Annotated in this window: 13 protein-coding genes; 8 read left to right on the top strand and 5 right to left on the bottom strand. The window is 65.2% G+C overall.

Translation table 11 applies throughout. The features are described from left to right. Positions 1–6 precede the first annotated feature (6 nt). On the bottom strand, positions 7–1,170 hold the full coding sequence (locus LB572_RS16750) for a tetratricopeptide repeat protein (protein ID WP_224668465.1): 1,164 nt from the start codon (positions 1,168–1,170) through the stop codon (positions 7–9). A 1-nt stretch (position 1,171) separates the two neighbouring features. Beyond that, complete coding sequence (locus tag LB572_RS16745; protein ID WP_224668464.1) at positions 1,172–1,819, bottom strand: thiamine phosphate synthase; 648 nt, start codon at positions 1,817–1,819, stop codon at positions 1,172–1,174. A 313-nt stretch (positions 1,820–2,132) separates the two neighbouring features. Between LB572_RS16745 and LB572_RS16740 the strand changes: the two genes are divergently transcribed. Further along, on the top strand, positions 2,133–2,861 hold the full coding sequence (locus LB572_RS16740) for a class I SAM-dependent methyltransferase (RefSeq protein WP_224668463.1): 729 nt from the start codon (positions 2,133–2,135) through the stop codon (positions 2,859–2,861). A 9-nt stretch (positions 2,862–2,870) separates the two neighbouring features. Here LB572_RS16740 and LB572_RS16735 read toward each other — a convergent pair whose 3' ends face one another. Beyond that, positions 2,871–3,329, bottom strand: a complete 459-nt coding sequence (locus LB572_RS16735) for a GNAT family N-acetyltransferase (protein ID WP_224668462.1) — start codon at positions 3,327–3,329, stop codon at positions 2,871–2,873. Between the two features lie 159 nt (positions 3,330–3,488). On the opposite strand from LB572_RS16735, the gene LB572_RS16730 reads away from it, so the two are divergent. Continuing rightward, positions 3,489–4,259: a sulfite exporter TauE/SafE family protein gene (locus tag LB572_RS16730; RefSeq protein ID WP_140803307.1), complete on the top strand. Its 771-nt coding sequence runs from the start codon at positions 3,489–3,491 to the stop codon at positions 4,257–4,259. Positions 4,260–4,290: 31 nt separating this feature from the next. On the opposite strand, the gene LB572_RS16725 is transcribed toward LB572_RS16730, so the two are convergent. Next, positions 4,291–4,842, bottom strand: coding sequence for a DUF2269 family protein (locus tag LB572_RS16725; RefSeq protein ID WP_224668461.1), 552 nt, complete (start codon positions 4,840–4,842; stop codon positions 4,291–4,293). Between the two features lie 557 nt (positions 4,843–5,399). Here LB572_RS16725 and LB572_RS16720 point away from each other — a divergent pair. From LB572_RS16720 to LB572_RS16695, 6 genes are all read left to right on the top strand, one after another. Further along, complete coding sequence (locus tag LB572_RS16720; protein WP_140803297.1) at positions 5,400–5,930, top strand: DUF1465 family protein; 531 nt, start codon at positions 5,400–5,402, stop codon at positions 5,928–5,930. A 296-nt stretch (positions 5,931–6,226) separates the two neighbouring features. Then, on the top strand, positions 6,227–7,291 hold the full coding sequence (locus tag LB572_RS16715; RefSeq protein ID WP_224668460.1) for a glycosyltransferase family 2 protein: 1,065 nt from the start codon (positions 6,227–6,229) through the stop codon (positions 7,289–7,291). Positions 7,292–7,425: 134 nt separating this feature from the next. Then, on the top strand, positions 7,426–7,935 hold the full coding sequence (gene ruvC / locus LB572_RS16710; RefSeq protein WP_140803295.1) for a crossover junction endodeoxyribonuclease RuvC: 510 nt from the start codon (positions 7,426–7,428) through the stop codon (positions 7,933–7,935). Positions 7,936–7,945: 10 nt separating this feature from the next. Then, complete coding sequence (ruvA, locus tag LB572_RS16705; protein WP_140803294.1) at positions 7,946–8,566, top strand: Holliday junction branch migration protein RuvA; 621 nt, start codon at positions 7,946–7,948, stop codon at positions 8,564–8,566. Positions 8,567–8,609: 43 nt separating this feature from the next. After that, complete coding sequence (gene ruvB / locus LB572_RS16700; RefSeq protein WP_224668459.1) at positions 8,610–9,647, top strand: Holliday junction branch migration DNA helicase RuvB; 1,038 nt, start codon at positions 8,610–8,612, stop codon at positions 9,645–9,647. Positions 9,648–9,782: 135 nt separating this feature from the next. Continuing rightward, positions 9,783–10,685, top strand: coding sequence for a metallophosphoesterase (locus LB572_RS16695; RefSeq protein WP_224668458.1), 903 nt, complete (start codon positions 9,783–9,785; stop codon positions 10,683–10,685). Between the two features lie 350 nt (positions 10,686–11,035). Here LB572_RS16695 and LB572_RS16690 read toward each other — a convergent pair whose 3' ends face one another. Beyond that, a complete protein-coding gene (locus tag LB572_RS16690; RefSeq protein WP_224668457.1) occupies positions 11,036–12,286 on the bottom strand; it encodes a glycoside hydrolase family 5 protein in 1,251 nt (416 codons plus the stop codon). Positions 12,287–12,416 lie beyond the last annotated feature (130 nt).

Raw genomic sequence — 12,416 nt, 5'->3', positions numbered from 1 at the left:
CGCGCGTCAGGGCAGCCGGTTCGCCTTCTGCAGCGCCTGCCTGGTCTGGTCGTCGTCGAGACCCTGCAGGAAATCGTCCATCTGCGGGTCGATCAGCCCGGCGCGGCGGGCGACGATGTACCAGGCGCCGGCAAGGATCAGGTCCGGGTCGGTGCCGATGCCGCCCATATAGAGCTTGGCGAGGCGGTTCTGGGCGGCGACATTGCCGCCTTGCGCCGCCTGCTTCATCCAGGCAAAGCCCGATTTCAGGTCGCGCGGGCCGCCGCGTCCGTCGATCATCCAGGCGGCAAGGTCGACCTGCGCGGTGTCGTAGTTCTGCCTCGCGGCCTGCGCCAGGAGGATGCGCGCCTGGGCGTCGTCATGCGGCTTGCCGCCGACGCCATTGGCGTAGAGCTGGGCCATCGCGTATTGGGCATCGGCAAGGCCGGTGGCGGCCGCGCGTTCGTAATAGACGGCAGCTTTCACCAGGCCGGTGTCGCCCGGATCCTGCTGGACGAGCAGCTGGGCGAAGTTGAACTGCGCAAGCCGGTTGCCGGCCTCGGCCGAGGCCTGCATCAGCGCGAAGGCGCCCTTTTCGTCCTTCTTCACATAGCGGCCGTCGAGCAGCATCAGCGCATATTGGAACTGCGCCTCCGGCACGCCCTGTTCGGCGGCCAGCGCATACCATTTGCCGGCCTCGGCCGGGTTGAGCGGCACGCCCAGTCCGCGCGACAGGATTTCGGCCACCAGCGTCTCGGCGGCCGGATCGCCGTTCTTGGCGCGGTCCATGGCAAGGTTGTAGGCGGTCTTGTAGAGCCCGCGCTGGAAGGCCCCATAGGCGGCGTCCGGCTGTTTCGCGCCGAAGCGGTCGGGATTGACGGCGTCGACCGATGGCGGCGTCATGGTGGCCGGCTGCGGCAAGGTGTTCTGGATCGGCTTGTCGATATGCTGAGCGCCGCCGAACCTGCTCGCGTCCGGCACGCCAAGGTCCGGCGTGGCGGTGTTGGGCGTGGCTGTGTTGGGCGTGGCCGTATTCGGCGTGCCGGCGCTTGGGTCGCCGGCATCCGGCCGCGGCTGCGGCACCGGAACGGTCTGGGCTGCCATCGCGGCCGGCGCAAACGGACTGGCCAGAACCACCGGGCCCAGAACCACCAGGCCCAGGACCACCAGGCAAGGGACACGCAGGCGCATGTCAGCCCTCGAAGCGCGGCGCGGTTTCATCGAGCAGCGCATTGGCGGCGGCGATCGCCGCGCGCGGATCACGCCCGTCCGCAAACACGGCGCTGGACAGCGCCACGAACTCGGCGCCTGTCGCCGCCACAGCCTCGACGGAAGCAAGCTCGGAGCCGGCCATGACGATGCAGGGGATCGAGATCATCTCGGCCCACCATTCGCCGAGGGCGAGATTGCGGTGATGCGGCTCCGGCTTGTTGTCATAGCCGAAGCGGCCGAAGAACATGTAGTCGGGCCGTTCCTCGCCGAGTTCCAGCGCCTCGTCGCGTGTCTTGGCGCCGCCGACGCCGACCATCATCTTGCCGGCCACGCGCTCGATCGTCTCGGCCAGCTCCTGGCGTTTCACGTCGACATGGATGCCGTCGGCCTGGACGCGCCCGGCGACGCGGCTGTCGCCGGCGATGATCACAGCAATGCCGGCATTTTGAGCGATCGGCACGATCCTTTCGGCGAAGGCCTGGAAGGAGGCATCGTCCATGCCGTTGTCGGGCAGGATCAGCGAGGCGACGTCGCCGCCCTCGAAGGCCGCGCAGATCTGCTCGGCCGGCACGAGCGGCGGCACGATCAGCACGATGCGGCAGCGGTTGGGCGGGGTTAAATCGTTCATTGGCCTTCGGTCCCGGTTTCGCCTATGCCGGGCGAAGATGGTTGCATTGCGGCATAGAGCAAAGGGGGCGGCTTGAACAGCGGGCGTACGGAGCCAAAGCCAAAATGCTTAACCGGCGCTGCGGCTTGCGTTCCCCGTTTGGGTTTCGCGGACGGCGTTGGAAGACGAGAGGACGTCCGCTAGACCGTGATGGCGTTTCGTTGAATCGCCATCACGGTCCAACTCTTTTGTTAGGGCATGATCTTTCTCCGAAAACCGGTTCCCACTTTTCGGGATCATGCTCTAGATACGCCGGCAAAAGCAGGACAGGCCCATGGCGCAAAACATCTACGATCGCCCGGAATTCTTCGACGGCTATAGCCGGCTCGACCGCTCGGTCGAGGGCCTGGACGGCGCGCCGGAATGGCCGGCGCTGCGCGCCATGCTGCCCGATGTCAGCGGCTCGAGCATCGTCGATCTCGGCTGCGGGTTCGGCTGGTTCTGCCGTTGGGCGCGTTCGCATGGCGCAAGCGAGGTTCTCGGCCTCGACCTGTCGGAAAAGATGCTTGCCCGCGCACGCGCCGCCGGCTCCGACGATGCCATAAGCTATCGGCGCGCCGACCTCGATGCGCTCAGCCTGCCGAAGGCGCGTTTCGATCTCGCCTACAGCTCGCTTGCCTTGCACTATGTCGGCGATGCCGCGCGCCTGTTCGCGACGGTTCACGAGGCCCTGGTGCCCGGCGGAGCCTTCGTCTTCTCGACGGAACATCCGATTTATATGGCGCCGGCCAACCCGGGCTGGTCCGTCGATGCCGCGGGCAGGAAGACATGGCCGGTCGACCGGTATCTGGTCGAGGGACCGCGCACCACCGACTGGTTCACCAAGGGCGTGGTCAAACACCACCGCACCATCGGCACCACGCTCAATTTGCTCATCCAGGCCGGATTCAGCATCGAGCATGTCGAGGAATTCCGCCCGACGGACGAGCAGATCGCCGCCCGGCCGGAACTGGCTGAAGAGCTCGAGCGGCCGATGTTCCTGCTGGTCAAAGCGCGGCGGTGAACTGCTCCCCTAGAGCTCAAGCTTGTAGCCGATATGGCTGGCCTTGAAGCCAAGGCGCTCATAGAAGCGATGCGCGTCGGTCCGGCTCTTGTTGGTCGTCAGCTGGACGACGCGGCAGCCGCGCTCGCGGCATTTGTCGATAGCCCACTCGAACAGGCGCTGTCCCAAGCCCTCGCCGCGCCGCCCAGCCGCGACGCGCACCGCCTCTATCAGGCCGCGCCGGGCGCCGCGCAGCGACAGGCCGGCGATAAAGGTGATCTGCAGCGTGCCGACGACATCGTCGCCGTCGGTCATCACCGCGAGGAATTGGTTCGGATCGCCGTCTATCGCCGCGAAGGCGTCCAGATAAGCCCTCGACAGCGGCAGGCCGGCGTCTTCGCGCGCCTGGCCGAGAGCATCGTCGGCAAGCATCGCGACGATCACAGCAACGTCCGCTTCGCGAGCCCGGCGAATGCTGATGGCGCTCATGTCCACACCTCCAAGGCAGTGAGCCGACCGGCGATCCTGTGCAGCGCGGCCGGCTGCCAATGTCGGGCCGGCATAGCGGACGCCGGCATTAATGACTATCCCGACGGCGGTATTCTGCGCTATGGCTGAATTCCCGCCTTCTTCAACCTTCCCTTGCCGATGTCAGGCCTGCTCAGCGATCCGTGGTTCTATGCCGCCGCTATTCCGGCGGTGATCCTTGTCGGCCTGTCGAAAGGCGGCTTCGGCGGCGCCGTCGGCTTCGTCGGCGTGCCGCTGATGGCGCTGACCATGCCGCCGGTTCAGGCGGCCGCCATCCTGCTGCCGATCCTGTGCCTGATGGATATCGTTTCGGTGTGGACCTGGTGGGGCATCTATGACCGCAGGATGCTGGTCGACATGATGCCTGGCGCCGTCATCGGCATCGGGCTCGGCTGGCTGACCGCGGCCCTGGTCACCGAGGAGATGGTGCGGCTGATCGTCGGCGCGGTCGCGCTGGTGTTCGTGCTGCGCTGGATCTACCTGCAGTTCCGCCACGGCGCCGACCATGCGGCGGGGCCGAACCGCATTGCCGCCGCCTTCTGGGGCACGGTGGCGGGCTTCACCAGCTTCGTCGCCCATGTCGGCGGTCCGCCCTTCCAGGTCTATGCGCTGCCGATCCGGCTCGACCCGAAAGTGCTGTCGGGCACGGCGGCGATCTTCTTTGCCGCCACCAATGCGCTGAAGCTCGTCCCCTATTTCGCGCTCGGCCAGTTCGACACCACCAACCTGACGGCCTCGGCGGTGCTGATGCCGCTTGCGCCGCTGTCGACGATCGCCGGCGCCTGGCTGGTGCGCCGCATGCGGCCGGAGGTCTTCTATCCGTTCACCTACGCCACCGTCGCGGTGGTCGCCGCCAAGCTGCTGTGGGATGGCATTATAGGCCTGTGGTGAGATGGCCGTCAGGCCATCTCACCACAGAGATTCAAGCGGCGCTCGGCACCATCTGGCGGCTGCCGCCGAAGGCCAGCGCGGCGCCCAGCGCAACCACCATCGCCATGCCGGCCAGGGTGCCGATGTCGTGCAGGGTGGGCTTCAGCACCATGTCGGCGATGATCACCAGCATCACCGCATAGTCGAGGCGCGCCCAGCTCATCATGCGCTGGCCGATGGCAAGGACGGCCGGCGTCACGCCTTGCTCGGCGACCATGGCGCCCATGCGCTCGCCGGTCGGCTTGAAGATCAACATGCCGATCGAGAAGGTCGTGGCATAGCCGACGAGGCCGATGACGATCCACAAATCGGCAAAGCCGACCCAGAAGCCGCACATGATGAGGCCGAAGACCAGCGTCAGCATCGACATGGGGGCGAAGAACCTGCCGCCGAGCTGTCCGCTGGCGCGCATTGCCTGCAGCTTGTCCTCGATGTTGCCGGCTCGTTCGGCGAGCACGCCGAGCAGAAACAGCACGAAGCCGCCGCCGACCCACAAAATAGCCGAAACGACGTGAAGGAATTTGACGATCGAATACCAATCCATGGTTTGCTCCCGGATATCCCGTATGATTTCGAGCGACGCGGATTTGCGCGCCGCTTCAGAGGAGCGGGCTTTTGCGTGGCGCGTGTTTCGGAACGATGCCGCGGCGGCAGCCAACATGTTACGGCCGACACGATCGGCGTTCGAAAAATCCGGTTTTCGATGGTTCCGGGCGGCGAAACCGGCTGTCCTGTTCCGGCACAGGAAAGCGCGTTCGCTTAAAAAATCGCCGCCGCGTTAAGGGTTCATTAAGCTTTACGGGCGTTTACTATGCGCATCCAGTTTTGCTGGATTCTTACCGAGTGGTTGGAGCCACTTTGTTTGACGCCTCCCTGTTAAACTCCTGAGAGCCGCCTTATCCGCGGCTCTTTTTTTATCTGCTGCCGGCTGGCCGGCGCCATCCGCTCGCGGATGGCTGGAACGATGCGGCGTTAACCGTTTGTTAAACATGCGCTTGCCTTCATGGGTATCGAAGCGCATTTTCAAGCCTCAGTCATTTAGGGTGCGGGCCACGTCGGCAAGGATGCCGAATCGGCTGGCGGCAGTGCAGGGGCGTATCGATGAACGAGCCTTCGAAGGGCAGCGCGAAAACCATCAAACTGGCGGAGCGCCGGGTTTTCTCCCAATCCTTCAAGCCGCTCTACCAGGAAGGCATGGGGCTGGTCGAGCAGGCCGCCGAATATCTCGATGGCAAGGGCAGGCTCGAAGCCAAGAAATTGTCGCGCACGGCCGCGACCCTCTATGCGGCCGAATCGATGCGGCTGACCACGAGGCTCATGCAGGTCGCCTCCTGGCTGCTTTTGCAGCGGGCGGCGAATTCCGGCGAGATGACGCGCGACCAGGTGGCTTCGGAGAAATCCAAGGTGCGTCTCGACACCGCGTCCGCGCATGACGAGGCGCTTGGCTGGAACGAGCTGCCCAAGGATTTTCTGGATCTCGTGACGCGCTCGCTGCGCCTGCAGGCGCTGGTGCGACGCATGGACGAGGAAATCTATGGCGGCGTCATCAGCGAGACGCACGTCCCCAGCCGACGGGCCAACCCGGTTTCCGACCAGATCAGCCTCTTGAACACGGCGTTCGCGCGCGGCTGAAATCGCGTCAGCAACAATAGCGCCGCGCGGAACGGGAACCGGCATACGCTTGATCGCCCCGCGATTCGGCGAGCCGTTTTGGCCGCAAATCGAACGCGTGCGACGCTGATCGCTCTTCGAGATCGGGCAGCCGTCATCGCATTTTAAGGCCATGCCGACCTTCGTGAGAAGGATCGCCCTTGCCTTGAAGCGAGGGGACCCTAGTTGGGGCCGTTCGCCGCAGCCGGGTCGACCCGAGCCGGTCTTGCAAAAAATCACCGTCACTGTGACCAAAGCAGATTGCGAGGCTTGATCCCGTGCATTCGCCATTGGACCGCATCCCGGTATCGATCATCATCCCCAACTACAACTACGAACAGTTCCTGGGGCGCGCCATCGACAGCGCGTTGGAGCAGGACCACCGAAATGTCGAGGTCGTGGTCGTCGACGACGCATCGACGGACGCGTCGGTGGCCGTCATCGAATCCTATGGCGACAAGATCCGTCCGTGCCTCAGGCGCAGGAATGGCGGGCATGCGGCTGCGTTCAACACCGGGTTCGAGGCGAGCACCGGGGAGATCGTCCTTTTCCTCGACGCCGACGACTATCTCTATCCGAACGCCGTCTCCGAGGTGCTGGACGAGTGGGACGCGGATGTCGCCCAGGCGCAGTTCAGATTGCATCTCGTGGATGAGGACCAGCATATCAAGGATGTCTTTCCGCCTCCGGAACAGCCGTTCGACTCGGGCGACGTCGTCCCGGAATTGCTGCGCAAGGGGCGGTACCAGACTACGGTGACAAGCGGGCTGGCGTTCGACCGCGAGGCGCTGGAACCGATAATGCCGATGCCCGAAAGCGATTTCCGGCAAGGCGCCGATGGCTATCTCGCGACGCTCGCGCCGCTCCACGGAGAGGTGAAATCCATCGACACCTGCCTTGGCGCCTACCGCATCCACGGTTCCAACCATTCGGTCTTTGCCGACAAGCTTGCCGAGCGGGCGCGCTGGCGCGTTGAGCATGACTTCCGGCGCCTTGAAGCCTTGTCCGGCCGGGCGGCCGAGATCGGCTTGACCGTGCCGCCGGATGCCGGCCTTCGCGATCCGGTTCATCTGGAAGAGCGGCTGGCTTCGCTCTGCGTCGACGAGCCCCAGCATCCGGTTGAAACCGACTCCCGCCTGGGACTGGCAAGAGCGGGCGCCGCCGCCAGTCTGGAAATGAACGCGTCCTGGCGGCGGCGGGCGGCGCTGGCGACCTGGTTCCTCTGCATCGGACTCCTCCCCCGGCGCATGGGCAATGCAGTCCTGGCATGGAAACTTGTCGCATCGTCCAGGCCGGCATTTCTCACGCGGCTGTCGAAATCCATCCGTCGTGTGACGAACTAGGTCCGGGATTTCGGGCACGCCAGCCCGTGAACGCCAGCTTGATGGGATCTTCGAATGCCACCTTAGAGTCGCGATCGTTTCTGGTTTGTTCACATTTCGCTGGCATCGCTTGCCGCCAAGGCTAAACTTGGCGCATGGGGGAAGCGATTCGCATCATCGGCATCGATCCGGGGCTGAGGCGCACCGGTTGGGGTATTATCGACAGCGTGGGCAATTCGCTGCGCTTCGTCGCGTCCGGCACGGTACGGTCCGACGAAAAGGAGTCATTGGCGAGGAGACTCTGCCAGCTGCATGACGGTTTGGCCGAGGTGCTGCACCAAGCCATGCCGGATGAAGCGGCGGTCGAGCAGACTTTCGTCAACAAGGACGCCACGGCGACGCTGAAGCTCGGCCAGGCGCGCGGCATCGCCATGCTGGTGCCGGCGCGCGCCGGGCTGGTGGTCGCCGAATACGCCCCCAACGCGGTCAAGAAGGCGGTGATCGGCGTCGGCCACGGCGAGAAGAAGCAGATCCATATGATGGTCAAGGTGCTGATGCCGAAGGCGATCTTCGACACGGACGACGCCGCCGACGCCCTTGCCATCGCCATCTGCCACGCGCATCACCGCCCGAGCGCGGCCTATCGCATGGCGGCGCTGGCGTGAGGGGACAATCATGATCGGCAAGCTGAAGGGCACTCTGGACGAGATCGACGAGGATAGCTGTCTCATCGACGTGCACGGCGTCGGCTATGTGGCGCATTGCTCGGCGCGCACGCTTGCCGCGCTGCCGTCGCCTGGCGAGGCGGTGGTGCTGTTCATCGAGACCTATGTGCGCGAGGACATGATCCGGCTCTATGGCTTCCAGAGCGGACTGGAGCGCGAGTGGTTCCGGCTGCTGATGAACAATGTGCAGGGTGTCGGCGCCAAGGTGGCGCTGGCTATCCTGTCGACGCTGGCGCCGGCCGATCTCGCCAATGCGATCGCGCTGCGCGACATCGCCATGGTTTCCCGCGCTCCCGGCGTCGGCAAGAAAGTGGCCGAGCGCATCGTCACCGAATTGCGCAGCAAGGCACCGGCCTATGCGGGTGAGGCCACCGGCACGATCGGCCTCAAGCAGGAGCTCGGCGAAGGCGTCGCGGCCGCGCCGATCACCGACGCCGTCTCCGCGCTCGTCAATCTTGGCTATTCGCGCGACATCGCGGCGAATGCGGTTGCGGCCGCGCTGAAATCGGCCGGTGAGGGCGCGGATGCGTCCAAGCTGATCCGCTTCGGCCTGAAGGAACTGGCGCGGTGAGGCCGCGCTTGTCCCGCCGTCGGTCCTATGCAAGGAAGGCGGCATGAGCCTTTCGCCCCGCCTCATTGCCCCCGATAAGCGTGGCGAGGATGCCGACCAGACGCTGCGGCCACAGTCGCTCGACGAGTTCGTCGGCCAGGCCGCGGTGCGCGCCAATCTCAAGGTCTTCGTCGATGCCGCCAAGGGCCGCGGCGAGGCGCTCGACCACGTGCTGTTCGTCGGCCCGCCGGGTCTCGGCAAGACGACGCTGGCGCAGATCATGGCGCGCGAGCTCGGCGTCAATTTCCGCTCGACCTCCGGCCCGGTCATCGCCAAGGCCGGCGATCTCGCCGCGCTGCTCACCAATCTCGAGGAGCGCGACGTGCTCTTCATCGACGAGATCCATCGCCTCAATCCGGCGGTCGAGGAAATCCTCTATCCGGCGATGGAGGACTTCCAGCTCGACCTCATCATCGGCGAGGGGCCGGCGGCGCGCTCGGTCAAGATCGACCTTGCCCGTTTCACCCTGGTCGCGGCGACGACGAGGCTCGGGCTCCTGACCAATCCGCTTCGCGACCGGTTCGGCATTCCGGTGCGGCTCAATTTCTACACGGTCGAGGAGCTGGAGCTGATCGTTCGCCGCGGCGCCCGCATCCTGTCGATGCCGCTCGGCGACGACGGCGCGGTGGAGATCGCGCGCCGCGCACGCGGCACGCCGCGCATTGCCGGCCGGCTGTTGCGCCGGGTGCGCGACTTCGCCAGCGTCGCCGGCGCAGATCATGTCGACAGGAAGATCGCCGACGAGGCGCTGACCAGGCTCGAGGTCGACGCGCTCGGCCTCGATGCGCTCGACCGCCGCTATCTGTCGATGATCGCGCGCAATTTCGGCGGCGGGCCGGTCGGTATCGAGACGATAGCGGCCGGGCTCTCCGAGCCGCGCGACGCGATCGAGGACATCATCGAGCCTTATCTCATCCAGCAAGGCTTCATCCAGCGCACGCCGCGCGGCCGCGTGCTGACCGCGAACGCCTGGCGCCATCTCGGTCTCGACCCGCCGAAGGACATCGCCCAGCAGCAGATCGGCCTGTTCCAGGAAGAGTAACGCAGATTTGTTCGCCGTTCGGCCGCGCAACGGCCGGTCTGCGCAGAATCTGCGCGCCTCGGCCTAGCTGAGGGCGCAATTGCCGCCTTTAAGCCAGGCTTGTTGGATGGAATACCAAGGGCTTGGGGCTGACCTATGATCACCAGACGCGCCTTCCTGCGCCTTGTTGGCGGCTCGGCCTTCGCCATGGTGTCGCTCGGCGCCTATGCGGTCGGCATCGAGCCGATGCTGCTGACCCATGTGAAGCGCTACACGCTGACGCCGCCGCACTGGCCGGCCGGGCTCAAGCTGCGTGTCGTGGCGCTGGCCGACATCCATGCCTGTCGGCCCTGGATGACGCCGGAGCGGATCGCGGCGCTCGCCGAAGAGGCCAATGCGCTGCAGCCGGACGTCATCGTCATGCTTGGCGACTACCCCGCCGGGACCCGGATTGTGACCGGCTGGGTGAACGCGTCGGAATGGGCGTCCGCGCTCTCCGGGCTCAAGGCGCCGCTCGGCGTGTTCTCGATCCTCGGCAATCATGACTGGTGGGAGGACCGCTCAGCGCAGGCAGCGGGGGCAGGGCCGACCATTTCTCGCAAGGCGCTGGAGGCCGTCGGCATTCCGGTGCTCGAGAACGACGTCGTGCGCCTGGAAAAGGACGGCCAGGGCTTCTGGATCGCCGGCCTGGCCGACCAGATTGCGCTGTTGCCGGACCGGGCGAAGGGCCGCTATGGGCTCACCGGCCTCGACGACCTTCCCGGCACACTCGCCAAGGTCGGCGACACCGATCCCATCATCCTGCTTGCGCATGAGCCGGATATTTTTCCGAAAGTGCCCCGGAGGGTCTCGCTTACCTTGTCGGGGCACACGCATGGCGGACAGGTGCGGCTGTTCGGCTATTCGCCGGTCGTGCCCTCCGCCTATGGCAACCGCTACGCCTACGGCCACGTCGTCGAGAACGACCGCAACCTGATCGTTTCGGGAGGGCTGGGCTTCAGCATCGCCCCGATACGTTTCGGGGTGCGGCCGGAGATCCTGCAGATCGACCTTGGCTAAAGCGCGTCGCGCTGAAACGGATTCAGGCGACGCGCTTTAAGTCTTTGTTTTGATGCATGTCGTTCCCCCAAAACCGCTGCGCACTTTTGGGCGACATGCATTAGTTCCCCGGCACAGGGATTTTGACCGGCCGGCTCTGTTTGCGTTGGCAGGTGGCATGCGTTGGAGATTGGGCGAAACGCCTTCGCGATCCATGCCGTGGCCCTTGATCGAAGGTGCTTCGGAGCAAAATTCCGCACCGTGGCGGCGCTTCCAAGTCACGGAATGGATTCTATGGTCTGCGCGCGTCGCTTCGCTCCTTGCTCCGCCATGGAATGACGACGTTGGGGCGGCTTCAACCCCCAAGCCCCTCAGCGCAGCGACCTGATCATATCCATCACGTCCGGCTCGGCCTTCTCGCCGTCGAAGGCGTCGACGATGCCGAAGGCGCCGCCATAGCTCCAGACCGACCAGGAAAAGCCATGCGCCTCGGCGCGGGCTATCATGTCGCGCGCATAGGCGGCGCGGTATGCGGCCGGCATGACGAAGCCGTTGCCATATTCCTTGCGGATCATGCCGAATTCGCCGAGCGTGATGTCCTGCGGTTTGACGCCGTTGGCCTTCGCCCAGGCGTCGACCGTCGCGAACGGTTGATCCATCACGCCGAGCAGCTTCTCGGGGGTATCCAGGGCCGCGACCTGCTCGTCGAGATAGCTGAGCAGGCCGCTCCGTCGCGCCCAGGGCGCCTCGGCCCTGATCCGGTCGCGGATCGTGTCCAGCGTCATGTCCAGTTGCGCCTTCGGAACGGCCGTCAGCGGGTATGGCAGGCCGGTGACGTATTGGATGAAATCGCCGGCCCAGGTCGCGCCCTGATGCGTCAGAAGGAATGGATCGTAGGAGTGAAAGGTCCAGATGATGTTGTCATCCGCGATGGTTTTGGGATCGATCCTGGACAGCGACTCCGCGTTCGAATAGCAGCCGCCGGTCAATATGAGCGTGAGCCTGGTGGCCGAGGCGCGCGCAGCCGCGAAAAGCTTCTTCTGGCGGTCGGGCCAAAGATTGGTGCGGTTCGCGTCGCAATCGACGATCGGCTCGTTCATCAGCTCCAGCGCGACCTGATTGGGGTCTTCCTTGGCCAGCGTCCGCGCCATGTTGCGCACCAGCTCGGCATAGGCGTCGAAGACGGCAGGATCGTCCATCACCTGCCCCATGCCGATCTTGCGGTTGCCGCCTGCGGGGATCAGATGCAGGTCGACGACCACCTTGAGCCCGGCGCGGTTGATCATGCGCGCCGAGTCCAGCACGCTGGCATAGAGGCCGTCGCGAAGGGCCGTGGTCTGCTCCGAAAGAAAGGGCGCGGGATCGACCGGCATGCGCAGGAAGTCGAGGCCGGCATCCTTGAGCGCCTTGAAGTCGTCCTCCTTGAGGAATTTGCGCCACTCCGGATAGGGCAGGATCGCCTGGCGCTCGCCCCATTTGTCCTCGGCCGGCCAGGTCACCCACTGGTCGAGATTGAGGCCGCGTTTCATCGAGAACGTCGCCGCCCCGGCCGGCAACGCCAAAGCGGCAAACGCAAGCAGCGCCGCCAGCAAGGTCTTGATCATCGTGCCCAACAGTGCCATCCCGTTCCCGCGCGAGAAACAGTGCGTGTCGCCGAAAAGTGTGCAGCGGTTTTTGGGACAACGACACGCATAGAAAAATGCCTAAAGCCCGCGGGCCTTAGGTGCCTTTCTGGGCCGAAAAAGGAAAGCG

Origin of the sequence: Mesorhizobium sp. BH1-1-5 (genome assembly GCF_020165615.1) — a bacterium.
Lineage (GTDB): Bacteria > Pseudomonadota > Alphaproteobacteria > Rhizobiales > Rhizobiaceae > Mesorhizobium.
This window is presented reverse-complemented; position numbering and strand designations above follow the sequence as displayed.

Excerpts from the sequence above, each read along its gene's own strand:
- LB572_RS16750 (WP_224668465.1), bottom strand. The coding sequence starts at position 1,170 with ATGCGCCTGCGTGTCCCTTGCCTGGTGGTCCTGGGCCTGGTGGTTCTG.
- LB572_RS16745 (WP_224668464.1), bottom strand. The coding sequence starts at position 1,819 with ATGAACGATTTAACCCCGCCCAACCGCTGCCGCATCGTGCTGATCGTG.
- LB572_RS16740 (WP_224668463.1), top strand. The coding sequence starts at position 2,133 with ATGGCGCAAAACATCTACGATCGCCCGGAATTCTTCGACGGCTATAGC.
- LB572_RS16735 (WP_224668462.1), bottom strand. The coding sequence starts at position 3,329 with ATGAGCGCCATCAGCATTCGCCGGGCTCGCGAAGCGGACGTTGCTGTG.
- LB572_RS16730 (WP_140803307.1), top strand. The coding sequence starts at position 3,489 with ATGTCAGGCCTGCTCAGCGATCCGTGGTTCTATGCCGCCGCTATTCCG.
- LB572_RS16725 (WP_224668461.1), bottom strand. The coding sequence starts at position 4,842 with ATGGATTGGTATTCGATCGTCAAATTCCTTCACGTCGTTTCGGCTATT.
- LB572_RS16720 (WP_140803297.1), top strand. The coding sequence starts at position 5,400 with ATGAACGAGCCTTCGAAGGGCAGCGCGAAAACCATCAAACTGGCGGAG.
- ruvC (WP_140803295.1), top strand. The coding sequence starts at position 7,426 with ATGGGGGAAGCGATTCGCATCATCGGCATCGATCCGGGGCTGAGGCGC.
- ruvA (WP_140803294.1), top strand. The coding sequence starts at position 7,946 with ATGATCGGCAAGCTGAAGGGCACTCTGGACGAGATCGACGAGGATAGC.
- ruvB (WP_224668459.1), top strand. The coding sequence starts at position 8,610 with ATGAGCCTTTCGCCCCGCCTCATTGCCCCCGATAAGCGTGGCGAGGAT.
- LB572_RS16695 (WP_224668458.1), top strand. The coding sequence starts at position 9,783 with ATGATCACCAGACGCGCCTTCCTGCGCCTTGTTGGCGGCTCGGCCTTC.
- LB572_RS16690 (WP_224668457.1), bottom strand. The coding sequence starts at position 12,286 with ATGGCACTGTTGGGCACGATGATCAAGACCTTGCTGGCGGCGCTGCTT.